Source organism: Stenotrophomonas sp. FSL W7-1447, assembly GCF_037966425.1.
Classification (GTDB): domain Bacteria; phylum Pseudomonadota; class Gammaproteobacteria; order Xanthomonadales; family Xanthomonadaceae; genus Stenotrophomonas; species Stenotrophomonas pavanii.
On the sequence record NZ_CP150199.1, the window covers coordinates 454,489 to 481,128 of the forward strand.

Here is a 26,640-nt window from a genome sequence, read left to right on the forward strand (position 1 = left end):
CTCACTGTGGCGGCGCTACCATCGGGCTTCCTGTTTTGATGGAGTGCGCGCATGCGCCGGATGGCCTACCTGATTCCCGTCCTGCTGCTGGCGGCCTGTTCGCAGCCTGAGCCGCCGGCGCAGCCTGCGGTGGATGCGCCGCCGCCGATGGAAGCGAACGCGGCAGCGGCGCCTGCCGCTGAACCGCCGGCGCCGGCTGCCGAACCCGCCGCTGCACCTGCTGCACCTGCTGCACCGGCAGCCGAGGCGCCCGCCGAGGATGCGCGTGCGCGCATCGAGTCGTTGCTTGGCGATGCCGCGCAGTTCGAAAAGGTCTTCAATGCGTTCAAGGCCGCCGTGGTTGGCGGAGATCGCGCTGCGGTGGTCGAGGAAGTGCGATTCCCCTTGAACATCAGCGGCGGAAAGAAGATCTCCGGCCCCGGAGAGTTCCAGCGCAACTACGAGAAGATCATCACGCCGGAGGTGGTCAAGGCGGTGTCCGAGCAGGACTTCGGCAAGGTGTTCGTCAACCAGCAGGGCGTGATGATCGGCAGCGGCCAGGTGTGGTTGAGTGGCCAGTGCCTGGACCAGGCCTGCACGAAGACCGAGGTGAGGGTCATCACCATCCAGTGACTGCAGACGGCCCCGCGTGCGGGGTCGTCTGGCAAGGGTAGTGCTGGCCGATGGCCGGCCACCGCAGGATGCTGGAAGGATCCAGGGTGCCGGCCAGCGGCCGGCACTACCTGCCGTCTTCCAGCAGCCACAGCGCACCGTCGGGTGCGCTCGCCCATCACGAAGAACGAGGTGAAGGTCCCCCGCGTGCGAGGCCGTCTGGCAAGGGTAGTGCTGCCCGCTGGTAGAGCACAAGCGCAGGGTGCTGGAAGGATCCAGGGTGCCGGCGGCCTACACTACCTGCCGTCTTCCGGCAGCCACAGCGCACCGTCGGATGCGCTCGCCCATCACGAAGACCGAGGTGAAGGTCCCCGCGTGCGGGGTCGTCTGGCAAGGGTAGTGTAGGCCGCTGGTACAACCGCAGGATGCTGGAAGGATCCAAGATGTAGCCAGCGGCCGGCACTACCTGCCGTCTTCCAGCAGCCACAGCGCACCGTCGGGTGCGCGCCGATCACGAAGACCGAGGTAAAGGTCCCCCGCGTGCGGGGCCGTCTGGCAAGGGTAGTGCCGGCCGCTGGCTACAACCGCGGGATGCCGGAAGGATCCAGGGTGCCGGCCAGCGGCCGGCACTACCTGCCGTCTTCCAGCAGCCACAGCGCACCGTCGGGTGCGCTCGCCCATCGAAGACCGAGGTGAAGGTCCCCGCGTGCGGGGTCGTCTGGCAAGGGTAGTGCCGGCCGCTGGTAGAGCAACCGCAGGGTGCCGGAAGGATCCAGGTTGTAGGCCAGCGGCCGGCTACCTGCCGTCTTCCAGCAGCCACAGCGCACCGTCGGGTGCGCTCGCCCATCGAAGACCGAGGTGAAGGTCCCCCGCGTGCGGGGTCGTCTGGCAAGGGTAGTGCCGCCGCTGGTACAACCGCAGGGTGCCGGAAGGATCCAGGTTGCTTACCAGCGGCTGCGGTCTTCCAGCAGCCACAGCGCACCGTCGGGTGCGCTCGCCCATCGAAGACCGAGGTGAAGGTCCCCCGCGTGCGGGGCCGTCTGGCAAGGGTAGTGCCGGCCGCTGGCCGGCAACCGCAGGATGCTGGAAGGATCCAGGGTGCCGGCCGGCGGTCGGCACTACCTCAGGTCTTCGGCGTGAGCTTCAGCAGGCGTGCCTTGCTGCCGTCTTCCAGCAGCCACAGCGCGCCGTCCGGGCCCTGTTCCACTTCGCGGATGCGCTCGCCCATGTTGAAGCGCTCGGCTTCGCGTGCACTGTCGCCGTCAAAGGCCACGCGCACCAGCGAGGTGGACGACAGGCCGCCGATGAAGCCGCTGCCCTTCCACTGCGGGAACAGGCTGCCGCTGTAGATCACGAAGCCGGCCGGCGAGATCACCGGCGTCCAGGTCACCTTCGGCGCGGCGAATTCCGGGCGCGTGTCGTGGTCGGGAATCGGGCGGCCATCGTAATGGTCACCATTGGAAACGATCGGGTAGCCGTAGTTGGCGCCGCGCACGACCAGGTTCAGTTCGTCACCGCCGGCCGGGCCCATCTCGTGAGCCCACAGCTTGCCGCTGGCATCGAAGGCCATGCCGAGGATGTTGCGGTGGCCCAGCGACCACACCTGTGCGGCCACCCCGCCCTGCGAAGCGAACGGGTTGTCGGCGGGCAGGCTGCCATCGTCGTTCAGGCGGATGATCTTGCCGAGGTTGCTGCCCATGTCCTGGGCCGGATCGAACTTCTGCCGCTCGCTGGAACTGATCCACAGCTTGCCGTCCGGGCCGAAGGCAAGACGATGGCCGTAGTGGCCTTCGCCGCTGACCTTGGGGCTCTGCCGCCAGATCACCTTCAGGTCCTTCAGCTGGCCACCGCCGTTGGCATCCAGCGCCAGGGTGGCCCGGGCCACCGCAGCACCGCGGGTATCCAGCGTGCCTTCCTCGGCATAGCTGAGGTAGATAACGTGGTTGCGGGCGAAATCCGGGTGCAGGATCACGTCGCCGAAACCGCCCTGGCCACCATAGGCGACCTTCGGAACACCGGTGATCTCGTGCTTCTGGCCGCTGTCCAGGTCCAGGTGCTGCAGTTTGCCGCGCTTCTCGGTGACCAGCAGGCTGCCATCAGGCAGGAAGGTCATCGCCCATGGCTGGTCGAAGCGGCTGACTTCGGTGGCGGTGAACGGGCGCTGGTCGGCAGCGGTGGAAGCTGCGGGCGCTGCGGTCTGGGCGCCGTTGGCGGCCGGGTCGGCGGCGTTGCAGGCGGAAGTGGCAAGGATCGGCACCAGGCCGAGGGCGAGCAGCAGGGGCGTGCGGGTCATGGGTATCTCCAGGGCGGGGATGCGGATGGCCGGGCGTTCCCTTGTATACCACCGGTGCCGTGAGCGTCGTGGCCCGAAGGTCCTGCGACCCCTGTGCGAGCGCAGCGGGATCGTCTAGGGTGGGCACGCCCGGGCAAAGCGTGCCCGCCTGCCTGCCAAGGACCTGCAATGAACACTGCAATACCCCACAAGCCGTCCACCGCCTTCATCGCCGCCTCGTGGGTGGCGCTGCTGCTGGGGGCGGCGGCGTACCTGATCGGCCTGTTCAACGCCACGATGGCGCTCAACGAGAAGGGCTACTACCTGACCCTGCTGCTGTTCGGCCTGTTCGCGGCGGTCTCGCTGCAGAAGAGCGTGCGCGATCGCGTGGAAGGCATTCCGGTGAGCGGCCTGTACTACGCGCTGTGCTGGTTCGCGCTGCTGTCGGCGCTGACGCTGCTGCTGGTCGGCCTGTGGAATGCCACGCTGGCACCCAGTGAAAAAGGCTTCTACGGCATGGCGTATGCGCTGTCGCTGTTCGGTGCGGTGGCGGTGCAGAAGAATACCCGCGACCTGATCGCCGCTGGTGGTGGCGAGAGCAAGCGCAGCGCGATCGTGCCGCCGCTGCCGGAACAGGAGTGAATGTGTAGAGCCGAGCCCATGTTCGGCTCTACAGCAGCAGGGCGCTATCGCTTCAATTGCGGATCCGCCAGCTGTGCATCCTCCCAGCCACGACGCACCGCATTGCGTGCCTGCGCCCATTCCAGGCGGCTGCGGCCGCGTTCGTTGGCCCAGCGTGATTCGAGCTCGGCCTCGACCTGTTCATAGGCGCGGATGATGTCCTGTGCACGCGCGGCGTGGCCGATGCGGTAAGCCGGCTCGTAGTCCTCGAAGAACAGCTGGTCGTCGTAGTACGGTTCGGCGGTGTAGCGCTCGCGCCAGTAGTTGCTGATCGCATCACGCGGGGTGCTGTCGTCCGGCACGCGGCCGGGAATCTGGTACTCGGTCATGGAGGGCTCCGTGGTGGACGAAACCCGATCATGCCGGCCCGATGGTTAATGGCCCGGTCCAGCGACGTGATTGCCGGATCAATCCGACCGGCACGGCATGATGCGGCCGGTCACCCGGTGCTGGCATCCTTGCGCGGCAGCGTGTAGATCACTGCGCCGATGGCAAACGCGACCAGTGCGGCGGCAATGTTCTGCCAGCTGGCGCTGGCAAACAGGGCCAGGCACAGCAGCAGTGCCAGCACCGGAATCAGCGGTCCACCGGGCAGCTTCAACGCGCCCGGGCGGTCGGCGTAGCGCTTGGCCAGGACCAGTACCGCCGCGGCGGTGCCGATGTAGGCGAACAGGCGCGTGGTCATCGACAGCAGGGCCAGCTGCACGAACGACCCGGACAGGGCCAGGCCGAGCGCGATCAAGCCCTGGCACAGGATCGACGCGGCCGGGGTATGGAAGCGCGGATGCACCTGGGCCAGGATCTTCGGCCCATAGCCATCGCGTGCCAGCGCGAACAGGAAACGCGGGCCCATCATCATCGTGTTGCTGTTGGTGCCGAGGATGGAGATGGTGGCACCGACGGTCAGGATCAGCGCCAGTGCTTCGCCACCGAATCCAGCGGCGGCATCGGCCAGCGGCGTGGCCGAGCTGGCCAGGCCGGCCAGCGTGCCCTGTGCCACCACCTGCACCGCGCCGTAGATGACGGTGACGGTGATGATCATGGTGATCAGCGCGAACGGAATGTCGCGGCGCGGATTGCGGTACTCGCCGGCGGCGGCGGGAATGTTCTCGAAACCGGCGTAGGCGTATAGCAGCAACAACGCGGCCTCGCCCATGCGTTGCAGGTCGTGCGGGTCCGGGCGCTGGCCGGAGAAGGCCAGCTTCGGGTCGATGTAGAACGCACCGATGGCCACGAACAGCAGCAGCGGCAGCATCTTGCCGATCACCAGCACCACGCCGGTGCGCGCGGCCGAACGCACGCCGATGATGTTGATGCCGGTGAGGAAGCCCAGCGACACCACGATCACCGCGATGCGGCCCAGGCCGGCACCGGCCCACGGCCAGAAGCGCGCGACCGCATCGGCCAGCGCATTGCTGAGTGCGGCCGCCGAACTGATGCGGGTCAGCCAGATCATCCAGCCGATCTCGAAACCGGCGAAGCGGCCAAAGGCCTCGCGTGCATACAGGTAGCTGCCGCCGGGTTCATCGAAGTAGCTGGCGGCCTGCGCATAGCACAGCACCAGCAAGGCCACGACGATGCCGGCGGCGACCACGCCCCACAGGCTGAAGGGGCCGAGCAGGGCGACGGTGGCGGCCGGCAGCAGGTAGATGCCGCTGCCGATCACATCGTTGATCGACAGGCCGACGATCTGCCAGCGGCTGACCGCGCGCTGCAGCTGCGGCTCGTCCTGCGCGCTCAACGGCCGTCTCCCTTCAGTGCAGGCAGCTGCCACTGCGCCTGCAGTCGCTTGTACTCCGCGCGCGGCAGCAGCACGAAACGCGGCGCGTCCTGCGGCCGCAGCCAGTCCAGCAGTGCCTGCATGCGTTCCTGCGGCATCGCCGTGCAGCCGGCGGTGGCCTCGCCGGGCTGGCGCCACAGATGGGCGAAGATGCAGCTGCCCTTGCCGGGCTGGTTGTCCGGGTTGTGGGCAATCACGAAGCCTTCCCGGTAGCGCACGTCGCCCTTGTTGTGCAGGTCCAGCCGCATCGGCTCGGTGGAGCCCTTGACCGCTGCGCTGCCGACCTTCTTCTCATCCACGATGCGGTTGTAGAACGGCGAGGCGGGCACGTCCATGCAGTAGCTGCTGTCCAGCATCGGCTGGTAGGGCAGGGCGGTGCCGGGCCGGGTGACCGCATAGCCGAACGCGCTGCCGAGCGCGAATATGCCGGCCGGGCTGCGGCCATCGCCTTCCTGCTTCTGCGGGCCATCGGCCTGTGCCGGATGCAGGCCCAGGCCCCATGCGCTGCCGGTGCGGCCAAGCGCCACCGGGAACGCCTGGCCATGCGGGTGCCAGCCCTTACCGTCGCGCACATAGGCCTGCAGTTGCCCCTGGGTGCTGTCCCAGCCATCGCTGGTGACCACGATCAGCTGGCGCGCGCCATCCAGCGGCGCAGCGTGAACGGACACCACTGCGGCAAGCAGCAGTGTAGTGATGACAAGGCGGACCAGCGATCTCATCAACATGCGCTCCGGTCAGGAATCCAGCAGGTGGTCGATCCGCTCCAGGTTCACCGCAAGCTGCTGCTGGCGATCCGGATTGGCATGGCAGAGCAGCACGAACAGGAAATCGAGCAGGGCGTGCATGGCGCTACGGTACAGCAGCTGCGCGACCTGCGGCGTGCGGTCGTGGGCGCAGACCGCCAGGGCCGCATCCGCATGCGCGCGCAGCGGGTTGGCGGTGTGGCGGGTGATGGAAATCACCTTGCCCCCCATGTCCTGGAACTGCCGCGACAGCTGCGAGAGCTGGGGCAGGTTGCCGAACTCGGAGAACACCAGCAGCGCGTCACCGGGCCGTGCGGCCGAGAGGTTGGCCAGCATCAGGATCGGGTCGGTGTGGGGTACCACCAGCAGCCCGAGCAGCGACAGCCGCATGGCAAACTCGCGGGCGAACAGGCCGTCGTCTCCCAGGCCGTACACGAACAGCTTGGGCGCACCGTCGAGCAGCTGCACGATGCGCTCGATCTCCGCGCGTGGATTGGCCTGGCGTGTTTCCTCTTCGGCCTGCGCCTTGCTGCGGCGCAGCGCCTCGCCCAGGCGCAGGTAGTCATCGCCGCTGTCGGGTTCGTCGGGCGCCTGCTGCGGATCAGCACCGGCGCGGGCGACGTCCTGGCCGATGGAGTACTTCAGGTCCGGGTAGCCCTTGAAGCCGAGCTTCTGGCTGAACTTCACCACGCTGGACTGGCTGATGCCCAACGCGCTGGCCAGCTGCTGGGACGAGTAGTCGCGCAGCAGGTGGGCGTTGTCGAGGATGAAGTCGGCGATGCGGCGCTCGATGGCCGACATCTGCCCACGCTCGGTGCGGATCTTCAGCAGGGGCGGCATGCGGGGCGTCCGAGGGGCGTGCGTTGGAGCATAGGGGAACGCGTTGCGGTTGGCAGCGTAGAGCAGGTCATGGAGTGGGTCGGGCGGGTGGGGTTTGCAGGGGACGCCGTGAATCCGTCCACGGAGGCTTGGCCGCGCTTGCTCGTTTGCGCTGTCCTGCGCAAACGGCAAGACCTGGGTTGGGCGTCCTGCCCAACCCGCCCGAGGCATGCCTCGGGCCCATGGCGCGGACACCCCTGCAAGCCCCACCCGCCCGACCCCGGACAGATCGCGCGCGTGCCAGCCGCGAAGGGGATACGGGGTAGAGCAGAAGCAAGAGCAAAAGCATCCACGCATGGCGTGGATCCACGGGATGCAGTTGTTGCCTTTGTCGTTGAGTCCGCCTTCAAGCGAGCCGAGCACCGCAGGTCCGGCGAGGGCGAAGAGGCGCGGGTGTCTGAGCGTAGCGAGTTCCCGCGCCGTCCCTCCACTGGCCGAGGAGCGCAGGGAACCGGTGCGTAGCACCGGCTCGCGGCCGGCGGAGCGTTTCTTTTGGTTACTTTTCTTTTCGCGAAAAGAAAAGTAACGCGCGACCCAACGTCAGTGGCACGCAACGTCAGCCGCAAGGCAGAAATCAACCCAGCATCTCCAGCCCACGCACTTCAGTAATGCCCAGCCCCGGCACGTCGCTGATGCTGATCTCCGATTCGTTGAAATGCACGCCGCCGCTGACCGGGTCGAACTGGCCCAGCGAGGGGCCGTCCAGATCGACCTTGGTGATCACATCGCTCTTGGCCACGGCCAGGTGCACGGCGGCAGCCACGCTGATGCTCGATTCGATCATGCAGCCGATCATGCACGGCACGCCGTAGATGCCGGCAATGTCGGCGATGCGGATCGCGTTGGACAGGCCGCCGGTCTTCATCAGCTTGATGTTGATGATGTCGGCCGCACGCTGCTGGATCAGGTCCATCACCTGGCTCGGGCTGAACACGCTCTCGTCGGCCATCACCGGCGTGTTGACGCGGTCGGTGACGTACTTCAGCCCGCTGATGTCGGCGGCTTTCACCGGCTGCTCCAGCAGTTCAAGCACCACGCCGGCGTCTTCCAGCGTACGCATCGCATGCACCGCCTGCTTGGCAGTCCAGCCCTGGTTGGCATCCAGGCGCAGCAGGGCACGGCCTTCCACGGCGGCATGGATCGCCTTGACCCGTTCGATGTCCAGGCCGATGTCCTTGCCGACCTTGATCTTCAGCGACTCGAAGCCGCGTTCGATTGCCGACAGCGAGTCGGCCACCATCTTGTCGATGTAGTCCACGCTGATGGTGATGTCGGTGGTGATCACCGGGTCGCCGCCACCAAGCATCTGGTACAGCGGGGCACCGTGCAGCTGCGCCCACAGGTCGTACAGTGCGATCTCCACCGCCGCCTTGGCGCTGGTGTTGCGCTCCATCGCGGTCTGCACCAGCGTGCACAGGTGGTTGAGGTTGACCACGTCCTGGCCGATCAGGCGCGGGGCGATAAAGTGGCGGATCGCTTCGATGATCGAGCCGTGCGTATCGCCGGTGATCACGGCGGTGGCCGGGGCTTCGCCGTAACCGGTGTTGCCGGTATCGGTACGGATCAGGACGACCACGTCCTCGACGGTTTCCACCGTGCGCAGGGCCGTCTTGAACGGTGTCTTCAACGGCACGCGCAGCATGCCCAGTTCGATGGCAGTGATCTTCATTCAGGGGGTCTTGGCCCGCAGGCGCTGGATGTTGGTGATGCGGTCGATGTAGCGGACGGTATCGCTGGCCATCATCGGCTCCAGCGGCGTGACCGAAACACCATTGAGATGGGCCTGCACACGTCTGCCGTCGGCACCGAACCAGCTGCCGCCTGCCGTATCGTGGATCACCCAGGTGCGGCCGTCGACGTGGCCGATGGCCATCATCACGTGGCCGGGAATGTAGACCAGGTCGCCAACACGGAGGTCGGTGACGGCGCGGTCGCGCACCGCCTTGCCGTCCTTGCCGGTGAACGGTAGTCGATCCAGCGCGGGGCTGACCGCCTGCGCGCTGGTATTGCGCGGCAGCAGTACGCCGAAGCTGCGGTAGATCTCGGACACAAAGCCGCTGCAGTCGCGGGTGTCGTAGTCGTGGCCCCAGCCGTAGCGTTCGCCAAGGAACTTGAACGCCTGCTGCAGCAGCAGGCGCGGGGTCAGCGGCAGGTAGTCGGCGGCAGTGTCCTGCGAGCGTGGCAGCAGCGCCGGCACCAGCTTCAGGCGGCCGTCGGCTTCCCGCACGGGCAACTGCACCACCCACGATGCGTGCGCCTGCTGGCCGTTCACCGGATCGGCAGCCGGCCAGTCGGCCAACACCGGCAGGCGCACGCCCATGTCCAGCTGCAGGCGCGAGACACGCGGCTCTTCCGGGGTGTAGGCGGTCTGCGCGGTGGCACCGGTGACGATCCGGTACGGGCCCTTCGTGCCGTAACCGAGCACGGTGGCCTTGTCGCCGCTGGCGATGGCCTCGGCCTCGATCCACGCGCTGTAGCGCTCGCTGTGGACGAACAGCCAGCGGCCGTCGGCGCTGCGATGGACCACGGCGACCTTGTCGCCGGGGAACAGTGCCGATTCCTGGAAACGGTCGATATCGGTGTCACCGACGCTGCTGAAGACGCGCTCGCGGGTGGGGAAGGTACGCAGTGCCGCGCGCTTCACCACCAGCCCGTAGGCCGGTGCCACCTCGGCCGGGATCGCATCCAGGCCGAGGTTGGCTTCGATCACGCTGCGCAGCGCCGGCGCGATCGGCTGGCCCTTGTCGCTGTAGAGGGCGCGTGCGGGCCAGCGCGACAGCGCGGTGATGCTGGCACGCACCGTCGCCGCGTCAAGCTGCGCCGGCAACGCCGCGATGTCCTGGAGGTGGCTGTCCTGCGCCCGCATCCGCGCGTTCTGCGCCTCGATCTGCGCGCGGTCCAGGATCGGCGCATCGGCGTTGTCCAGACGCGCGGCCCAGTACTGCGGCGTCAGGTAGGCCTCGTGCAGGCCGATCACATACGGCAGCGGCGCACCCGGGTCGGGTGGTGGTGCCGCCGGTGCAAAGGCCGGTGCGGCCAGCAGGCACAGCGCCAGGGACACGCGGCGCGGCCAACGCCGGTGCCGTTCGCGGGAAGCCAGGATCATGCGCAGCACACCCTCCTCGAATGCCTGTTGGAATATTTATTCCTTTCGGCGGCGAAAGCAAGAATAAATTATTGACCGGCATCCCGGCCCGTGTTACACAGCCGTTACCACCCGCGCTGGGGAAGTGTCGCTGTGGATCCTGCCGTTCGCAAACCACGTCTGCCTGCTGCTGCCGGCCTGTGTGCCGCGCTGCTGCTGTGGGCGTCTGCCGCGCAGGCCACGGATGGGGATAGCCACCAGCAGCGGGCGCGCCAGGCGCAGGTGATCGACCTGATCGACAGCGGTCGCTTCAGCGATGCCCAAGCGCTGCTGGCAACGGCAGGCGATACCGCCGACGGGGCCTTCCAGCGCGAGCGCATGCGCCGCATCCGCTTGGATTTCAGCCTCGACCACGCTGCCGCCAAGGCCGCCGTACGCCGCTGGATTCCCGACCTGACCGACGAGGAATTCGCGCGCTGGGACCAGCTTGGCCTGATCGAGCATCTCGATATCGACGGCGAGCGTTGGTACTTCAAGCGCGCGCCGTCGAATCTGTTCCTGCTCAGCGCCGAAGCACGCGCGCGCCGCCGCGCCGATGCGCCGATGCCCGCTCCGGGCCCGAACGAAGTGCTCAACGCACACCACGCGCGCGTGGTGGCCGCGTCCGAGCAGCGAGGCCAGGCGTCGGTGCTGCCGCAGCGCATCGAATTCACCCAGTCGCTGACGGTGAAGGCCGATGCGGTGCCGGCCGGCGAGACCGTGCGTGCCTGGATTCCGTACCCGCGCGAGATCCCCGGCCAGCAGGAGCAGGTGCAGTGGCTGGGCAGCACCCCGGGCAAGGCGCGCGTGGCTCCGGCCCACACCCAGCAACGCACCGCCTACCTCGAAGCCAACGCGGTGGCCGGGCAGCCGACCCGCTTCGAGATCCGCTACGCGGTCACGATCTTCGCCCGGCATACCGCGATCGACCCGGCCGTGGTGCAACCGACCCCGGCCGATCCGGCCCTGAAGCCCTATCTGGCCGAACAGCTGCCCCATGTGCGCTTCACCCCGGCGCTGAAGCTGTTCTCCGACCAGGTACTGCAGGGCGAGACGCGCCCGTATGAAGTGGTGCGCAGGCTGTTTGCCGCGGTCGACCGCATTCCGTGGGCCGGTGCGCGCGAATATTCCACGCTCAGCAACATCAGCGATTACGCGCTCCGTGCCGGCCATGCCGACTGCGGGCAGCAGACGTTGCTGCTGATCGCACTGCTGCGCCTGAACGGCATCCCCGCACGCTGGCAGTCGGGCATGGTGTTCTCCGACGATGGCAGTGGTTACAACAATCTGCATGACTGGGGACAGGTCTACCTGGCGCCGTATGGCTGGCTGCCGATGGACGTGACCACTGGCGCACTGGCCAGCGATGTACCGGCGCTGCGCGACTTCTATCTGGGTGGCCTCGATGGCTACCGCATCGCCTTCAACGGTGATTTCGGCCAGCCCTTTGTGCCGGCCAGACAGCATTACCGCTCGGAAACGGTCGACTCGCAGCGTGGCGAGGCCGAGTGGGCAGGCGGCAACCTGTACTTCGACCAATGGAGCTACGACTTCCAGTGGCGGGCACTGCCAGCCAGGCAACGCTAGCGCGACACCTCGCATTCCACACCATTCAATTCTTGCAGGAGAGAGCAGGGGATGAAGGCTTACAGCATCAAGCGGGCGGCGTTGTGCGTCGCTCTCGGGGCGTGTCTGGGCGTGATCGCGCCCAGCGCATTCGCACAGGATGGTTCAGTGGTCGGCCGGCTGGTCAGCGATGCCGGCCAGGTCCCGGCCGGTGCCACGGTGACCGTACGCAACCCGGCAACGGGCTTCGTCCGCTCCGTGCAGGCCGACGCCAACGGCAGCTACCGCATTCCGCTGCTGCCGGTCGGCACCTATGACATGGAGGTGAGCCTGCCCGGCGGAGGGGCCAGCCGCGTCGGCCAGGTGACGGTCAGCCTCGGCAGTGCCACCACGGTCAACGTGCCGCTGGGTGCGGTCAGTACCCTGGGCACGGTCGAAGTGCGGGCGCCGCAGGTGGTGTCGATGGTGGACGTGAAGTCCACCGAGTCGGCCACCAACATCACCCGCGAGGAGCTGTCGCGCCTGCCGGTGGACCGTGACATCACCGCCGTAGCGCTGCTCGCGCCGGGAGCCGTGAAGGGCAAGGGGTCGCTCGGCGGGCAGGGCATTTCCTTCGGCGGTTCGTCGGTGGCCGAGAACACCGTCTACATCAATGGCCTGAACGTCACCGACTTCTACAACCGGGTCGGCTTCTCGTCGGTGCCGTTCTCGTTCTACCAGGAATTCCAGGTCAAGACCGGCGGCTACTCGGTCGAGTTCGGGCGCAGCACCGGTGGTGTCATCAACGCGGTGACCCGCTCGGGCAGCAACGATTTCAAGGCCGGCGCCGAGCTGGTGTTCGAGCCGCGGGCATGGCAATCGCAGGCACGTGATCGCTACGACGGCAGCGGCAGCCGCTACATCACCGCCAGCCGCGACGACTACAGCCGCAGCGCGCTGAATGTGTTCGCCTCCGGTGCGCTGGTGCAGGATCGCCTGTTCTTCTTCGGCATGTACGAGGCGCGCGACTACCGCCCCACCTCGACCAATGACGCCGGCACGCGCCTGAGCCAGGGCAAGGCCGATGATCCGTTCTGGGGCGGCAAGATCGACTGGCAGATCACCGACAACCAGATGCTGTCGCTGTTCGGCTTCTCGGACAAGAGCAAGACCCTCACCGACGTCTACGCCTACGATTACGCCACGGGGCAGACCGTGGGCGAGCGCAGCAACCAGATCTACAACACGGTGGGTGGCAAGAACTGGTCCGGTACCTACAGCTGGCAGGTCAACAACGACCTGACCATGAAGCTGATGTACGGCGAGAACAAGCGCAACCGTGTGCAGAGCTCGTTGATGGACGAGAACTGCAACCGCGTGTTCGACAATCGCACCGCCAGCCAGGGCGTGCCGCCATCGCTGCAGGGTGACCGCGGCTGCACCAGCAGCTCGCAGCTGGAATCCGCGCTGGACACCCGCAAGGCTGCACGCGCCGATTTCGAATGGACGCTGGGCAACCACCTGCTGCGCTTCGGCCTGGACCGCGAAGAGAACACCTCCGACTACAGCCGTGCCTACCCCGGGCCCGGCGGCCTGCGCTATGACATCTATGCCCGCACACCCGGCAGTCCGCTCAATGGTGGCGTGGTGCCGGCCAGCGGCCTGGTCGCGCGCACCCGTCGCTATGAAGTGGAAGGGGCCTTCGAGACGATCAACTCGGCCTACTACCTGGAAGACAACTGGCAGGTGACGCCGAATCTGCTGCTGAACATGGGCCTGCGCCTGGAAGCCTTCGACAACAAGGGCGGCGACGGCAGCAGCTACATCAAGATCGACGACATGCTGGCCCCGCGCCTGGGCTTCTCCTGGGACGTGCGCGGCGATGGCACGACCAAGGTGTTCGGCAACCTGGGCCGATACTTCCTGCCGGTGGCCAACGTCATCAACATCAAGCAGGCCGGTGGCTTCCTCGACGAGCGGACCTGGTATGAGTTCCTCGGCTACAGCGGCGCGGCCAACAACATCCCCAACCTGGGCGCACAGATCGGGCCGGTGGACAACTCGCAGGGCGACGGCAGCGTGCCGGACCTGCGTGCCGAAGTGAACCGGGACATGGACCCGGTCTACCAGGACGAAGCGATCCTCGGCTTCCAGCAGATGATCAACGAAGCCTGGTCGGTGGGGGCGAGCGTGACCTATCGCCGCCTGCACAATGCCATCGATGACATGAACATCACCGCGACCGGCCAGTGTGGTGCCATCGACGGGGTGTGGATCATGGGCAACCCCGGGCGCACCAATACCGTCTGGGGCGACACCGACTGCGATGGCCGCAACGACGGCTGGATCAGCATCGATACGTCGAAGGAAGGCTGGGCACTGTACGACGACAACGGCAACTACGTCGGCCAGCGCGGCTGGGTGAAGCCCAAGCGTGACTACAAGGCGCTGGAACTGCAGGTCGACCGCGCCTGGGACGGCAAGTGGGGCTTCAACGCCTCCTACACCCTTGCATACGGTCGCGGCAACGCAGAAGGCCCGGTCAACTCCGATACCGACTTCGCCGACGCAGGGCGCACCGAGAACTTCGACAACCCCTGGGTCAACTACCGCGGCTACGGCTATCTGGCCAACGACCGCCGCCACCAGTTCAAGTTCCGTGGCAGCTACGCATTGACCGAGAACCTCAGCGTGGCGGCCACGCTGGGCGTGCAGTCGGGCAGCCCGATTACCCGCTTCGGCGCCGGTAATCCGTTCGACGACACCGACTTCCACAGCTACTACGTGTGCGTGTCCAACTGCCAGTCGACGGTTCCGTCCCAGCGCGTGTTCGTGCATTCGCCACGCGGTGGCGACGGCCGCACGCCCTGGACCTATGACCTGGACGTGAGCGTCTCGTACAAGGTGCCGATTCCCACCGATCTGCGCCTGAAGCTGGCGGTGTACAACGTGCTCAACCAGCAGCGCGTGGTGACCGTGGACCAGGACTACGAGCCGCAGGACAGCATCGGCACGCCGAACCCGCTCTACCGCTACGGCACCGGCTTCCAGTCGCCGCGCTACGCGCAGCTGACCGTCACCTGGGCCTACTGAGGCCCGGTGCCGGGACCATGCGCATGCAGGCACTGTGGATGCTGGCCGCGCTGGTGGCTTTTCCGGCGGCGGCGGTCGATACCGCCTCTGTCGAGGCCGATGTCGCCGCCGTGGTCCGGCACGAGCACCTGCCCGGGCTGGCCATGGCGGTGGTCGACAACGGGCAGGTGGTCTATCGCCACGCCGAGGGCGCGCGTGGCGATGGCGGCCGCATCGACCAGGACACGCTGTTCAAGATCGCCTCCAACAGCAAGGCGATGACTGCCGCGCTGCTGGCGCGGCTGGTGCAGCAGGGCAGGCTGCGCTGGGATGATCCGGTGCAGCGGCATCTGCCGGGCTTCCGCATGCACGATGCCTGGGTGGGCCAGCAGATGCAGGTGCGCGACCTGCTGATCCACAACAGCGGCCTGGGCCTGGGCGCCGGGGACCTGATGCTGTGGCCGGAACCGAACGCATTCACCCGCACCGACATCATCGCCGGATTGGCGCACCTGACGCCGGTCAGCAGCTTCCGCAGCCACTATGCCTACGACAACCTGATGTACGTGGTGGCTGGCGAAGTGGCCGCTGCGGCGGGCGGCAAGCCGTACGACCAGTTGATGCGCGAGCAGGTGTTCGAACCACTGGGCCTGTCGCGCTGCCAGGTGGGGGCGTGGTCGGTGAAGCGCGTGGGCAACGTGGCGCAGCCGCATGCCTGGCGCGGTGATCGCAACGCGGTAGTGAATGAGGATGGAGCGATCAGCCCGGACCTGCCGTCGATGGCCGCTGGCGGCATCCGGTGTTCGCTGCGCGACATGACGCGGTGGATGCAGGTGCTGCTCGATCCCACCGTGGCGCCCGGCTGGCTGGATGCGGAGCAGCGCCGCACGCTGTGGACCCTGCACATGCCGATGCCGCTGGGCGAGCGCCAGCGGCGCTGGGACAACGCGCATTTCTACGGCTACGGCTATGGCTGGCGCGTGTCCGACATGGACGGCCAGTGGAAGGTGGCGCACACCGGCACGCTGTCCGGCATGTATTCGTCGCTGGCGCTGCTGCCCGACCGCAAGGTGGGCGTGGTCATGCTGATCAACGGTGATGGAGAGGATGCGCGTACCGCATTGATGCAGGCCGCGCTGAAGCGCTTTACGGCGCCGGACGATGCGCGTCCGGCGCTGGAGTACCTGGCCGAACTGAAGGCGGACCAGGCGGCGCGCGCGGCAAGCGGCCATCAGCGGCCGGCGACGTCGGAGGCACGGCCGACATCGGACGCCGATCTGCCGCGCTGGCAGGGTCGCTACACCGACCCGTGGCTGGGGCCGGCCTCGCTGTGCCCGGGCAAGGACGGCCTGCGTTTCAGCGTGGACAAGTCGCCCCGGCTGCAGGCGGCTGTGCTGCAGCTGCAGGGGCGCTGGCTGCTGCGCTGGGATACGCTGGGCGACGACGCACAGGCCTGGCTGCAACCCGGGGACGGTGCGTCGCCCACGCTGGACCTGCGCGCCATCGATCCGGACATCGACTTCAGCTATGACTTCCAGGACCTGCATTTCACTCGTACTGGCGACTGCGCTGGCGGCGACCACCGGCGCCGCTGAGCCACCGCGCGTTTCACCGGCCACCGACGCGGCCAGTGCCGGACTGGTGGAGATCCGCACGGTGTCGCCGCGCATCGACCTGGATATCCGCTATGCCGGCGCCAACAACTTCACCGGCGCGCGCGTGCCCGGCTACGAGGCGCCTTCGTGCTACCTGCTGGCGCCGGTGGCGAAGGCACTGGCACAGGTGGAACAGGACCTGCGCGCCGATGGCTTCGGCCTGCGCCTCTACGACTGTTACCGGCCGGTGCGTTCGGTGCAGGCCTTCATGGCCTGGGTGAACGATCCACACGAACGCTCGCGCAAGGCCCTGCAATACCCTGACCTGGACAAACCGCGCCTGCTGGCCGACGGCTACATCGCCGAGCGCTCCGGCCACAGCCGCGGTGCCACGGTGGATCTGGGCCTGCTGGATTGCCGCAGCGGGACGTGCACGCCGTTGGACATGGGCACGGACTTCGATTTCTTTGGCCGGCGTGCGCATACCCAGACCCTCGGGCTGAGCGCTGCACAGCAGGCGAACCGCCGTCAGCTGGTGCAGGCGATGGCGCGCCACGGCTTCGTCAACTATCCGCAGGAGTGGTGGCACTACACCCTGCAGCCCGAACCGGATCCCGGCACCGCATACGACGTGCCTGTGCTTTAGGGTTTGTTGGCAGGGGCGCCCTCGACAATTTCCCGCTGCTCTTGGTAGCTGTCGACCTTGGTCGACACGGTAGATCCACGCCATGCGTGGGTGCTTTCCGTCCAACCCCGGAGAAGTCGATCTCGATGGAGATTCATCCACGCATGGCGTGGATCTACCGGGGCCAGCGGATTGGGTCCGGGGCAGATCCCTTACACTGGCCGCCATCCCACTGTTGCCCACCCGATGAACCTTCCCCTGCACTTCGGCCTGCTCGGCACCCTGGAAGCGGGCGCCATCGCCCTGCTGGTCGGCCTGCTGGTGTACCTGCTGTGGTCGCGGCTGTGCCGGCTGCTGCACTGGTCGATGGGCCATGCGATCGGCTGGGCCTGCGTCATCTCGGTGGTGATCTCCGCCGGCATCGATGCGTGGAAGCTGTTCTACATGGGCATCGTGCGGCTGGAATCACCGCTGTATGCGCGCCTGTTCCTGGCCACCATCCACGATCCGAACGAACTCGGCAGCCGGGTGGTGCTGGAAATCGCCGGCGCGCTGGCCGGGGTCGCACTGGGCTGGGTGATGTTCAGTTCGCGGTCATCGGAAAAAACCGTCGACTGACGCAGGTTTTTCGTTGCCTCGCGGTTAAACGCGAAGGCGTTGAATGCCGGGCTTATGAGCCACTCACTTCCTGCTAACCACCGCGCTAACGCATGCGCGCTGGCCAGTGGTTAATCATGCGTGTGGGCGCCGGTTGCGGGGCAAAATCGATTCAGAAACGCGGTGGCAGGGTAGGTGCCGTGCGGAAACAACAGGCCGCGCAACACCACCCAACAGGTAGGAGACACCCCTGATGACTATTCGCAACCGCAAGCCCCTGATCGCCCTGATCGCCGCCGCCGCCAGCGTGCTGGCCCTCCCGGCGATGGCCCAGTCGGCCAAGCAGCAGGCCGCGCATGCGCAGAATGAAGCGGCGCAGGCCCAGCAGGCGGCGGCACAGGCGGGCCAAGCGGCCGACCAGGCCTCCAACGCGGCTGCAGCGGCCTCGGCGCAGGCCAACGGCGGTGGCCAGACCTGGGCCAGCATCGATACCGATGGCAACGGCACCATCAGCAAGTCCGAGGCCCAGGTGAACGCGGGCCTGGCCCAGGTATTCGACCAGGCCGACAGCAACAAGGACGGCGAGCTGAGCGCCGACGAGTACAAGGCCTACGTGGCCGCCCAGCAGGCCGGCGCGGGTGCCGGTGCGGCGCAGGGCCGTTGATCCAGACTAGATTCGGGAAGACCGGTGCATGGAACCCGGGCGGCGGTGGCCGCCCGGGTTTTTCCCGTCATCGCGGCCCCTGTATCCTTGCCCGATGAACACCTCCATGCCTGCGCCGTCGCGCGCCATCGGCCTGGTCGGTTTTGACGGTGACGATACGCTGTGGAAGAGCGAGGACTACTACCGCAAGGCCGAGCAGGATTACCTTGACCTGTTGTCGCGCTATGTCGACGTGCACGACACCCAGACCGCGCGCCACCTGCTGGAAGTGCAGCAGCGCCACCTGGGCACCTTCGGCTACGGCGTCAAGAGCATGACCCTGTCGATGATCGAAGCGGCCATCGACATCACCGGCCAGCGCATCGAGGCCAGGGACATCCAGCGCATCCTCGACATCGGCCACGACACCCTGCGTCACCCGGTGGAGCTGATCGACGGAGTGCGCGACGCGGTGGCGGCCATTGCCGAGCACTACCCGGTGGTGCTGATCACCAAGGGTGACCTGTTCCACCAGGAGGCGAAGATCAAGGTCGCCAACCTGGGCGAGCTGTTCCCGCGCATCGAGATCGTCTCCGAGAAGGACCCGGAAACCTACGCTCGCGTGCTGGCCGAGTTCGACCTGCCGATGGAGCGCTTCGTGATGGTCGGCAACTCGCTGCGTTCGGATATCGAGCCGGTGGTCACCCTCGGTGGCTGGGGCGTGCATACCCCCTACGCGGTGACCTGGGCCCACGAGACCCAGCACGGCGTGGCCGATGACGAGCCGCGCATGGTGACCGCCGATACCGCGCGCGACTGGCCGGCTGCGCTGGCGGCGATCGAGGCCAAGGCCGCCGCGGCGGCCTGACAGGGCGCGGCGGCTGCGGCAGAATCGGGGCATGAACTACCGACTGCGCGCGCTGTTGCTGTCCCTGCTGCTGGTGCCGGCCACCGTGCTGGCCCAGCAGACCGCCGAGCGTTCGGCGGACTACACGGTGGCAACCGGTGACCGCTGGATCGATGCCCAGCTGCAGGACATCAACCACTACGCCGAACGCTACCCCGACGCCTTCCTCGATGAAGTGTCGCGCTACGCCGATGTCCCCCGCGGCTACCTCAATGCGCTGTTCACCACCCATGGCTGGCAGGCCGGGGATATCTATTTCGCCTGTTTCTGGGCCAAGGCCAGCGCACAGACCTGCCGCGACAGCGTGCGCGCCTTCAGCCAGAACCCGGAGGGGGGCTGGGAGGCCGTGGTGAAGCGCATGCCCACCAGGCCGGAGAACCTGCATTACCGTGCCGTGCGCCACGCCATCGTGGCCAGCTACCGGCACTGGGACCGGCCGGTTACCCTGGATGCCACGCTGAAGCGCCAGTTGAAGCGGTAGTGCCGCCGCCGCTGGTACAACTGCATCCTTTCCAGGCGTTGCTTACCAGCGGCCGCGATTACCCGGTCATGTTGCTCTGCATATCGCCGCCGCACCGCGCTCCGGCGACAATACGGGTCCGAGCTGTTCCCTGTTCCCGTGATCGAGTGACTGATGAGCGCCTCTTTCGTTTCGCCTGATGTGATCCGCCGCCTGTTCGCGCAGGCCATGTCCCGCATGTACCGCACCGAAGTGCCGCTGTACGGCACGCTGGTGGAACTGGTGGAGCGGATCAACGCGCAGGTGCTTGCCCAGGACCCGGCACTGGCCGCGCAGCTGCAACGCAACGACGAGCGTGCGCGCCTGGACGAGGAGCGCCACGGCGCGATCCGCGTCGGCACCGCCGAAGAGCTGGCCACGTTGCGCCGCCTGTTTGCAGTGATGGGCATGTACCCGGTCGGCTACTACGACCTGTCGGTGGTAAGCGTACCGGTGCACTCCACCGCGTTCCGGCCGCTGACCGGCGCGGCGCTGGCGCAGAATCCGTTCCGCGTGTTCACCTCGCTGCTGCGCCTGGAGCTGATCGAAGACCAAGCCCTGCGTGCCGAATCGGCGAAGATTCTGGCACGCCGCCGCATCTTCACCGACGGTGCGCTGGCGCTGATCGACCAGGCCGAGCGTGACGGTGGGCTGTCGCAGGCCGACGCCGAGCGCTTCGTCGATGAAGCCCTGGAGACCTTCCGCTGGCACGGCGATGCCACGGTCGACCTGCCGACCTACCACGCGCTGCACAACGCGCACCGGCTGGTGGCCGACGTGGTCAGTTTCCGCGGCCCGCACATCAACCACCTGACCCCGCGCACGCTGGACATCGATGCCGCGCAGGCGGCGATGATCGAGCACGGCATGGCGGCCAAGGCGGTGATCGAAGGCCCGCCGCGCCGCGCCTGCCCGATCCTGCTGCGCCAGACCAGCTTCAAGGCGCTGGAAGAGGCCGTGCATTTCCCGGATGCGGACGGTGGCGATGCCGGCACCCACACCGCGCGCTTCGGCGAGATCGAACAGCGCGGCCTTGCGCTGACCCCGAAGGGCCGCGCGCTGTACGACCAGCTGCTGTCGCAGGCACGTGATGCCGGCGGCGAAGGCAGTACCGGTGGCGACTACGGCCAGCGCCTGCAGGCGGTGTTCGCCAGCTTCCCGGATGACCATGACACGCTGCGCCAGGAAGGATTGGGCTACTACCGCTACCAGCTGACCGACGCCGGCCGCGCCGCGCCGGAGCGCGTGGCCGATCTGCTTACCGAAGTGCTGGTGGCCGCGGGCCTGGCCACGGCTGACCCGATCGTCTACGAGGATTTCCTGCCGGTCAGTGCCGCGGGCATCTTCCAGTCGAACCTGGGTGGCGAAGAACAACGCGCGTATGCCGCACATGCCAACCGCGAGGCGTTCGAGCAGGCACTGGGCGTGGCGGTGAATGACGAGTTCGAGATCTACGAGCGGCTGCAGGCCGAATCGCTGGCGGCGTTGCGCACCGCGTAAAGGCAGAGCCGGCCGCTGGCCGGGCGCCGCGTAAAGGCAGAGCCGGCCGCTGGCCGGGCACCGCGTGAAGGTAGAGCTTACGCTGGTAGCTGTAGGGGGGGGAAGCCGGCCAGCGGCTAGGCTCTACCCGATGTCCGGACCTGGGGTCAGCCCTTCATCGTGCCGGTATCCAGCCAGCGCTGGTGCCACGACAGCGCTTCCGGCAGCAGGTGCGGGGTGTGCTTGCCGTAGCTCTCGCGGCTGGCACGGTCGAAGTAATCCTGCAGCTGCGGGCGGAAATCCGGATGCGCGCAGTTGTCGATCAGCACCTGCGCGCGCTTGCGCGGGGTCAGGCCGCGCAGGTCGGCCAGGCCCTGTTCGGTGACGATCACCGACACGTCGTGCTCGGTGTGGTCGACATGGCTGGCCATCGGCACGATCGCCGAGATGGTGCCGTTCTTGGCAGTGGACGGGCTCAGGAACGCCGACAGGAAACCGTTGCGGGCAAAGTCACCGGAACCGCCGATGCCGTTCATGATCCGCGTGCCCATCACGTGCGTCGAATTGACGTTGCCGTAGATGTCCACCTCGATCATGCCGTTCATGCCGATGCAGCCGAGGCGGCGCACCAGTTCGGGATGGTTGGAGATCTCCTGCGTGCGCATGATGATGCGCTCGCGGTAGAAATCGATGTTCTCCTTGAACGTCTCGTTGGCCTGCGGGCTCAGTGCGAAGCCGGTGCACGAGGCGTAGCTCAGCACGCCGTCGCGCAGCAGGTCGAGCATGCCGTCCTGGATCACTTCGGTGAACGCAGCCAGGTCGCGGAAACCGCTCTTGGCCAGGCCTACCAGCACGGCGTTGGGGATGTTGCCCACGCCCGACTGCAGCGGCAGCAGGTTCGGCGGCAGGCGGCCCTTCTTCACTTCGTGCTTGAGGAACTCGATCAGGTGCGAAGCGATCTGCTCGCTGGTCGCATCGATCGGGCTGAACGGGCTGTTGCGGTCCGGGCCGTTGGTGCGCACCACGGCCACGATCTTGTCCGGGTCGCAGCGCAGCGCGGTGTCGCCGATGCGGTCGTTGGCGTTCACCAGCGGAATCGGCTTGCGGTGCGGCGGCAGCGCGGTGCCGTAGTAGATGTCATGCATGCCGTCGACGCCGGCCGGCTGCCATTCGTTGACCTCGACGATCACCTTCTTCGCCAGGTCCAGCCAGGTCTTGTTGTTGCCGACCGAGGTGGAGGGTACCAGCGAGCCATCCTCGCGGATGGCCGAGACTTCGATCACGGCGGTATCGATCTCGCCATAGAAGCCGAACCACACATGCTGGGCGACGTGGCTGAGGTGGATGTCGATGTAATCCAGCTTGCCCTCGTTGATGCGGTTGCGCGCATCCGGATCGCTCTGGAACGGCATGCGCATGGCGATGCCATCGGCCTTGGCCAGCGCGCCATCCAGTTCCGGCGCAGTGGAGGCGCCGGTCATCAGCTTGATCTGGAAGGGCTGGCCCTGGGCGTGCACCGCTTCGATGCGGCGGGCCAGTTCGACGGGGACGGCCTTGGGATACCCGGAGCCGGTAAAGCCGCTCATGGCCACGGTTTCACCGGGCTGGATCAGCGCGGCTGCGGCCTCGGCGGAGACCACGCGGTCACGAAGACGCGCGTTGGCGATGCGATCAACAGACATGACGACAGTTCTGGGGGGAAACCCGATTATCGGCCATCCTCATCCGTACGGGGGTTCTACCTTCGTGGAATGGCTTTTCCCCCAGGGGCTCACCCATACCCACCGGTTCTGTTTTGCAGTGCAGCGTGCAAACTGCTTTCGCAGCCCGCACGATGGCCCTGCATCCCGACGTGGGGGAGGGAGCAGAGCCCGCTGGCAGTTCGCTGCAAGCGGGCTTTTTTATTGCCTGTCGCCCCGTATGAATGCGCGGTGCCCATTATCGGTAGTGCCGCCGCTGGTAAGCGCAACCCCATCAACCTTCGGCGGGATCATCGGATCTGTAGAAGCCAGCGGCCGGCACTACCGGATCATCGGATCTGTAAGCCGGCACTACCAGGTCATCGGATCTGCCGGCCAGCGGCCGGCACTACCGGGTCCGTCGCGTCCCGGCCGGGTCGATACAATCCGCCCATGACTCTTGCTCCCGCAGACCTGCCCGCCGCCCTGCAGCCCCTTGTCGACCGCGCCCTGGCGCGCCTGGCGCAGGTCCTGCCCGGGCCCATCCCCACGGAATGGCTGCCGTTGCTGACCCGGCTGGCGGTAGCCAGCGACTTCGCACTGGACACCCTGGTGCGGCAACCGGCGTTGCTGACGCAGCTGGCCGCGCCCGGCTGCCCGCCGATCCCGGCCCCGGTGCTCGATCCGCTGCAACCCAGCGACTGGCCGGCACAGCTGCGGCGCTGGCGCACCGCCATGTCCACGCGACTGATCTGGCGTGACCTGGCCGGGCTGGACGACGTGGCGCAGACCCTGGCCGGCGCCACCACCCTGGCCGAGGATTGCCTGCGGCTGGCGCTGGATGCCCTGCAGCAGGAATTCGCACAGCGCCACGGCGTGGTCCGCGATGGCGACGGTGCCGCGCAGCAGCTGGTGGTGTTCGGCCTCGGCAAGCTGGGCGGCGGCGAGCTCAACTTCAGTTCCGATATCGATCTGGTCTATGCGTATCCGCAGGGCGGCGAATCCGACGGTCCGCGTGCGCTGGCCGCCGAAGAGTATTTCGCACGCCTCGGCCAGCGCCTGGCCAAGCTGCTGGACGAAACCACCGTCGATGGCTTCAGCCACCGCGTCGACCTGCGCCTGCGCCCGTTCGGCAGCGCCGGTCGCGTGGCGCTTTCGTTCGCGGCGATGGACCAGTACTTCCAGCGCGAAGGCCGCGACTGGGAACGCTATGCGTGGCTGAAGGCGCGCGCGGTCGCCGGCGATATCCAGGCGGGTGAGGCGTGGCTGCAGACCCTGCGCCCGTTCGTGTACCGCCGCTACCTGGATTTCACCGCGCTCGACGGCCTGCGTGAGATGAAAGCGGCAATCACCGCCGAAGTCGCGCGCCGCGAGCTGCACGAAGACATCAAGCGCGGCGCCGGTGGCATCCGCGAAATCGAGTTCCTGTGCCAGGCGCTGCAGCTGATCCGCGGTGGCCGTGAGCCGGCGCTGCGCGAGCGCCGCCTGCTGGTGGCGCTGGACGCGCTGGTGGCTGGCGGGCAGATCGCGCCCGAGGATGGCGCTGCGCTGCGCGAGGCCTACCTGTTCCTGCGCCGCCTGGAAAACCGCCTGCAGATGCTGCGCGACGCACAGACCCACGTGCTGCCCAGCGACGCGCTGGACCGCGCGCGCATCGCCGTCGGCCTCGGCTACCCGGACTGGGACGTGCTGCGCGCGGCATTGGCTGTGCAGCAGCAGCGGGTCAGTACTGAATTCGCCGCGCTGCTGGCCCCGCGCAAGGGTCAGGCCGCGCCCGACGCGCTGGCCAACTACTGGCGCAGCCTGCCCGAAGGCAGCAACGCACCGCTGCTGGCCGAGGCGGGTTTCCTCGACGCCAATGGTGCCGACCAGTCGCTGCGCGATTTCGCCCAGGGCACCGGCGTGAAGTCCTTGTCCGACGCCGCGCGTGCACGGCTGGATCGCGTACTGCCGGCGCTGCTGCATGCGGCCACGCGTTCGCCGCAACCCGACGCCGCGCTCAAGCGCGTGCTTGGCCTGCTGCAGGCCGTGTTGCGCCGGACCAGTTATCTGGCGCTGCTGGACGAACAGCCCAGCGCGCTGGCGCGTCTGGTCGATGTGCTGGCGCGCAGCGCGCTGTTGGCCGAGCGCCTGGCTGCGTATCCGCTGCTGCTGGACGAACTGCTGGATGTGCGCGTGTCCGGTCCGATGCCCGATGCCGCCGGCATGCTGGCCGAATGCCAGCAGGTGCTGGCGGTCGAAGATCCCGAATCGGCACTGCGCTGGCTCAACGAGACGCGGCTGGCGCTCAGTTTCCGCATGGCGATGGCCACGCTGGACGGTCGCCAGGGCGCGGTGGACAGTACGCGGCAACTGGCCGAGCTGGCACAGGCGGTGGTGGTCACCGTGCTGGCGATGGCCGAGGCGGACATGCGCGCCGCGCACGGCGCGATTCCCGGTGGCCGCTTCGCGATCATCGGCTACGGCAGCCTCGGTGGCCTCGAGCTGGGCTTCGGTTCCGACCTGGACCTGGTGTTCCTGCATGACCACCCGGCCGGCGTCGACGCCAGCGACGGTGTGCGTCCGCTGGAGCCGGGGCGCTGGTATGCGCGGCTCGCGCAGAAGGTGATGGCGCTGCTCGGTGCGGTCACCGCCGCCGGCCGCCTGTACGACATCGATGTGCGCCTGCGCCCCGATGGCGGCAAGGGGTCGCTGGTGTCTTCGTTGGCCAGTTACACCGAGTACCAGCGCGAGCGGGCGTGGACCTGGGAACACCAGGCGCTGGTGCGTGCGCGGGGCGTGGCCGGCGATGCCAGCCTGCTGGCCGACTTCGAACAGGTGCGTGCACAGACGCTGGGGCGCGAGCGCGACATGGCCACGCTGTATGCCGACGTGCTGAAAATGCGTGGCCGCATGCGCACCGAACTGGACCGCAGCGACGCCGCGCGCCTGGACCTGAAGCAGGGTGCCGGTGGCGTGGTGGACCTGGAATTCCTGCTGCAGACCGGGGTACTCGCGCGCAGCGCGCAGGTGCCGGCGCTGCTGCAGCCGCGCGACACGCCGTCGTTGATCGATGCGCTGGCGGTCGCCGGTTTCCTGCCCGATGCCACCGCGCAGGCGCTGCATGGTGCGCACGCCACGCTGTTGGACGTGGGCCTGGCCTGCACGCTGGACCGCCGCCCGCGACTGGCCCCGACCACGCCGGCGATTGAACAGGCGTGTGCAGCGATTACGGCGGCGTGCAGAGCGGCAGAGCTGCCGTTCGCCTGAGTGCCGGATGGCGGAGGACTACAGTTGGTAGATGCCAACCTTGGTTGGCATGAATGCAAAGCGCCAACCAAGGTTGGCGCCTGCCAGCGCAATGGCGGTCAGCTGGCCGCGCGCAGCGGCGCCATCTTCCACAACAACGCGCGGAACGGGGCCAGCAGGCAGACGCCGATCGCCAGCTTCACTGCCAGGTCGCCGGCGGCCCAGCTCACCCACGGCAAGGTGGAACCGGCAAACGCGATCGACCAGAAAATGGTGGTGTCCACCGTCGCGCTGCAGGTGGTGGCCACCATCGGTGCGCGCCACCAGCTGCCACGGCGCAGGCGGTCGAACACGGTGATGTCCAGCAGCTGGGCCACGATGAAGGCCGAGCACGAGGCAATGGCGATGCGCGGGGTGGCCACCCAGATCGACAGCAGCACCGCCACCGCGAAGCCGATCCACGCCACCCGGCGCGCCGGGCCCGGGCCGAAGCGACGGTTGATCAGGTTGCTGACCAGGAACGCGACCGGATAGCTGAAGGCGCCCCAGGTCAGCCAGTCGTTGATCGGGTACTGCACCAGTACGTTGGACAGCAGCACCACCGCACCCATGGCCAGTACCGCCAGCACCAGGGCGCGCGGGGTCAGCGGGGCAAACAGAGGGGCAGGACGCACGGACATGGCGAGCCAGGGGGACAAAGG

General features: G+C 67.6%; 21 protein-coding genes. 12 read left to right on the forward strand and 9 right to left on the reverse strand.

Annotated features, from left to right (window positions below; genetic code table 11):
- The first annotated feature begins 51 nt into the window (after positions 1-51).
- The gene (locus NSQ78_RS02060; protein ID WP_064237514.1) at positions 52-612 is read left to right on the forward strand and encodes a hypothetical protein; all 561 of its coding nucleotides are present in this window, start codon (positions 52-54) and stop codon (positions 610-612) included.
- A 1,102-nt stretch (positions 613-1,714) separates the two neighbouring features.
- Here the strand turns inward: NSQ78_RS02060 and NSQ78_RS02065 are convergent.
- A complete protein-coding gene (locus NSQ78_RS02065) occupies positions 1,715-2,884 on the reverse strand; it encodes a PQQ-dependent sugar dehydrogenase (protein WP_064237515.1) in 1,170 nt (389 codons plus the stop codon).
- Positions 2,885-3,052: 168 nt separating this feature from the next.
- Between NSQ78_RS02065 and yiaA the strand changes: the two genes are divergently transcribed.
- Positions 3,053-3,505, forward strand: a complete 453-nt coding sequence (yiaA, locus tag NSQ78_RS02070) for an inner membrane protein YiaA (protein ID WP_064237516.1) — start codon at positions 3,053-3,055, stop codon at positions 3,503-3,505.
- 44 nt (positions 3,506-3,549) lie between these two features.
- Here the strand turns inward: yiaA and NSQ78_RS02075 are convergent, their stop codons facing one another.
- The 6 genes from NSQ78_RS02075 to NSQ78_RS02100 all read right to left on the reverse strand — a co-directional run bounded on the left by NSQ78_RS02075 (position 3,550) and on the right by NSQ78_RS02100 (position 10,052).
- Positions 3,550-3,873 carry a hypothetical protein gene (locus tag NSQ78_RS02075; RefSeq protein WP_049468574.1) on the reverse strand — a complete coding sequence of 108 codons (324 nt, stop codon included), beginning with the start codon at positions 3,871-3,873 and terminating at the stop codon, positions 3,550-3,552.
- 110 nt (positions 3,874-3,983) lie between these two features.
- Positions 3,984-5,285, reverse strand: a complete 1,302-nt coding sequence (locus NSQ78_RS02080; RefSeq protein ID WP_049468572.1) for an amino acid permease — start codon at positions 5,283-5,285, stop codon at positions 3,984-3,986.
- Positions 5,282-6,043, reverse strand: coding sequence for a L,D-transpeptidase family protein (locus tag NSQ78_RS02085; RefSeq protein ID WP_064237517.1), 762 nt, complete (start codon positions 6,041-6,043; stop codon positions 5,282-5,284). Before NSQ78_RS02085 ends, NSQ78_RS02080 begins: the two co-directional genes overlap by 4 nt.
- A gap of 15 nt (positions 6,044-6,058) precedes the next feature.
- A complete protein-coding gene (locus NSQ78_RS02090) occupies positions 6,059-6,907 on the reverse strand; it encodes a MurR/RpiR family transcriptional regulator (protein ID WP_053461992.1) in 849 nt (282 codons plus the stop codon).
- 613 nt (positions 6,908-7,520) lie between these two features.
- Entirely contained in the window at positions 7,521-8,615 is a 1,095-nt protein-coding gene (locus NSQ78_RS02095) for a dipeptide epimerase (protein ID WP_014645715.1), read from the reverse strand.
- A complete protein-coding gene (locus NSQ78_RS02100; RefSeq protein WP_064239594.1) occupies positions 8,616-10,052 on the reverse strand; it encodes an SH3 domain-containing protein in 1,437 nt (478 codons plus the stop codon).
- A gap of 132 nt (positions 10,053-10,184) precedes the next feature.
- Between NSQ78_RS02100 and NSQ78_RS02105 the strand changes: the two genes are divergently transcribed.
- The 9 genes from NSQ78_RS02105 to NSQ78_RS02145 all read left to right on the forward strand — a co-directional run bounded on the left by NSQ78_RS02105 (position 10,185) and on the right by NSQ78_RS02145 (position 21,053).
- The gene (locus tag NSQ78_RS02105) at positions 10,185-11,657 is read left to right on the forward strand and encodes a transglutaminase-like domain-containing protein (RefSeq protein WP_064237518.1); all 1,473 of its coding nucleotides are present in this window, start codon (positions 10,185-10,187) and stop codon (positions 11,655-11,657) included.
- Positions 11,658-11,708: 51 nt separating this feature from the next.
- Positions 11,709-14,708, forward strand: coding sequence for a TonB-dependent receptor (locus NSQ78_RS02110; protein WP_049468634.1), 3,000 nt, complete (start codon positions 11,709-11,711; stop codon positions 14,706-14,708).
- A 23-nt stretch (positions 14,709-14,731) separates the two neighbouring features.
- Positions 14,732-16,282, forward strand: coding sequence for a serine hydrolase domain-containing protein (locus tag NSQ78_RS02115; protein WP_064239596.1), 1,551 nt, complete (start codon positions 14,732-14,734; stop codon positions 16,280-16,282).
- Positions 16,215-16,928 (forward strand): M15 family metallopeptidase, encoded by a 714-nt coding sequence (locus NSQ78_RS02120; protein ID WP_223224828.1) that lies wholly within the window; start codon positions 16,215-16,217, stop codon positions 16,926-16,928. The genes NSQ78_RS02115 and NSQ78_RS02120 overlap by 68 nt, the downstream gene beginning before the upstream one ends.
- A 225-nt stretch (positions 16,929-17,153) precedes the next feature.
- Complete coding sequence (locus NSQ78_RS02125; protein ID WP_049468636.1) at positions 17,154-17,525, forward strand: hypothetical protein; 372 nt, start codon at positions 17,154-17,156, stop codon at positions 17,523-17,525.
- A gap of 232 nt (positions 17,526-17,757) precedes the next feature.
- The gene (locus tag NSQ78_RS02130; protein ID WP_064237519.1) at positions 17,758-18,168 is read left to right on the forward strand and encodes a calcium-binding protein; all 411 of its coding nucleotides are present in this window, start codon (positions 17,758-17,760) and stop codon (positions 18,166-18,168) included.
- Positions 18,169-18,262: 94 nt separating this feature from the next.
- A complete protein-coding gene (locus NSQ78_RS02135; protein WP_049468641.1) occupies positions 18,263-19,015 on the forward strand; it encodes an HAD family hydrolase in 753 nt (250 codons plus the stop codon).
- A 31-nt stretch (positions 19,016-19,046) separates the two neighbouring features.
- On the forward strand, positions 19,047-19,535 hold the full coding sequence (locus NSQ78_RS02140; RefSeq protein WP_064237520.1) for a hypothetical protein: 489 nt from the start codon (positions 19,047-19,049) through the stop codon (positions 19,533-19,535).
- Between the two features lie 153 nt (positions 19,536-19,688).
- A complete protein-coding gene (locus tag NSQ78_RS02145; RefSeq protein WP_339207742.1) occupies positions 19,689-21,053 on the forward strand; it encodes a VOC family protein in 1,365 nt (454 codons plus the stop codon).
- A 146-nt stretch (positions 21,054-21,199) separates the two neighbouring features.
- On the opposite strand, the gene NSQ78_RS02150 is transcribed toward NSQ78_RS02145, so the two are convergent.
- The gene (locus NSQ78_RS02150) at positions 21,200-22,714 is read right to left on the reverse strand and encodes an acetyl-CoA hydrolase/transferase family protein (protein WP_339207745.1); all 1,515 of its coding nucleotides are present in this window, start codon (positions 22,712-22,714) and stop codon (positions 21,200-21,202) included.
- A gap of 450 nt (positions 22,715-23,164) precedes the next feature.
- Between NSQ78_RS02150 and glnE the strand changes: the two genes are divergently transcribed.
- The gene (gene glnE, locus NSQ78_RS02155) at positions 23,165-25,960 is read left to right on the forward strand and encodes a bifunctional [glutamate--ammonia ligase]-adenylyl-L-tyrosine phosphorylase/[glutamate--ammonia-ligase] adenylyltransferase (RefSeq protein ID WP_064237522.1); all 2,796 of its coding nucleotides are present in this window, start codon (positions 23,165-23,167) and stop codon (positions 25,958-25,960) included.
- A gap of 98 nt (positions 25,961-26,058) precedes the next feature.
- Here glnE and NSQ78_RS02160 read toward each other — a convergent pair whose 3' ends face one another.
- Positions 26,059-26,619 (reverse strand): queuosine precursor transporter, encoded by a 561-nt coding sequence (locus NSQ78_RS02160; protein WP_064237523.1) that lies wholly within the window; start codon positions 26,617-26,619, stop codon positions 26,059-26,061.
- Between the last annotated feature and the right edge of the window lie 21 nt (positions 26,620-26,640).

What these genes read in the sequence shown, in the direction of transcription:
- glnE (WP_064237522.1), top strand. Translation starts at nt 23,165, where the DNA reads ATGACTCTTGCTCCCGCAGACCTGCCCGCCGCCCTGCAGCCCCTTGTC.
- NSQ78_RS02140 (WP_064237520.1), top strand. Translation starts at nt 19,047, where the DNA reads ATGAACTACCGACTGCGCGCGCTGTTGCTGTCCCTGCTGCTGGTGCCG.
- NSQ78_RS02095 (WP_014645715.1), bottom strand. Translation starts at nt 8,615, where the DNA reads ATGAAGATCACTGCCATCGAACTGGGCATGCTGCGCGTGCCGTTGAAG.
- NSQ78_RS02150 (WP_339207745.1), bottom strand. Translation starts at nt 22,714, where the DNA reads ATGTCTGTTGATCGCATCGCCAACGCGCGTCTTCGTGACCGCGTGGTC.
- NSQ78_RS02085 (WP_064237517.1), bottom strand. Translation starts at nt 6,043, where the DNA reads ATGAGATCGCTGGTCCGCCTTGTCATCACTACACTGCTGCTTGCCGCA.
- NSQ78_RS02145 (WP_339207742.1), top strand. Translation starts at nt 19,689, where the DNA reads ATGAGCGCCTCTTTCGTTTCGCCTGATGTGATCCGCCGCCTGTTCGCG.
- NSQ78_RS02110 (WP_049468634.1), top strand. Translation starts at nt 11,709, where the DNA reads ATGAAGGCTTACAGCATCAAGCGGGCGGCGTTGTGCGTCGCTCTCGGG.
- NSQ78_RS02135 (WP_049468641.1), top strand. Translation starts at nt 18,263, where the DNA reads ATGAACACCTCCATGCCTGCGCCGTCGCGCGCCATCGGCCTGGTCGGT.
- NSQ78_RS02125 (WP_049468636.1), top strand. Translation starts at nt 17,154, where the DNA reads ATGAACCTTCCCCTGCACTTCGGCCTGCTCGGCACCCTGGAAGCGGGC.
- NSQ78_RS02075 (WP_049468574.1), bottom strand. Translation starts at nt 3,873, where the DNA reads ATGACCGAGTACCAGATTCCCGGCCGCGTGCCGGACGACAGCACCCCG.
- NSQ78_RS02130 (WP_064237519.1), top strand. Translation starts at nt 17,758, where the DNA reads ATGACTATTCGCAACCGCAAGCCCCTGATCGCCCTGATCGCCGCCGCC.
- yiaA (WP_064237516.1), top strand. Translation starts at nt 3,053, where the DNA reads ATGAACACTGCAATACCCCACAAGCCGTCCACCGCCTTCATCGCCGCC.
- NSQ78_RS02115 (WP_064239596.1), top strand. Translation starts at nt 14,732, where the DNA reads ATGCAGGCACTGTGGATGCTGGCCGCGCTGGTGGCTTTTCCGGCGGCG.
- NSQ78_RS02100 (WP_064239594.1), bottom strand. Translation starts at nt 10,052, where the DNA reads ATGATCCTGGCTTCCCGCGAACGGCACCGGCGTTGGCCGCGCCGCGTG.
- NSQ78_RS02090 (WP_053461992.1), bottom strand. Translation starts at nt 6,907, where the DNA reads ATGCCGCCCCTGCTGAAGATCCGCACCGAGCGTGGGCAGATGTCGGCC.
- NSQ78_RS02120 (WP_223224828.1), top strand. Translation starts at nt 16,215, where the DNA reads ATGACTTCCAGGACCTGCATTTCACTCGTACTGGCGACTGCGCTGGCG.
- NSQ78_RS02065 (WP_064237515.1), bottom strand. Translation starts at nt 2,884, where the DNA reads ATGACCCGCACGCCCCTGCTGCTCGCCCTCGGCCTGGTGCCGATCCTT.
- NSQ78_RS02060 (WP_064237514.1), top strand. Translation starts at nt 52, where the DNA reads ATGCGCCGGATGGCCTACCTGATTCCCGTCCTGCTGCTGGCGGCCTGT.
- NSQ78_RS02160 (WP_064237523.1), bottom strand. Translation starts at nt 26,619, where the DNA reads ATGTCCGTGCGTCCTGCCCCTCTGTTTGCCCCGCTGACCCCGCGCGCC.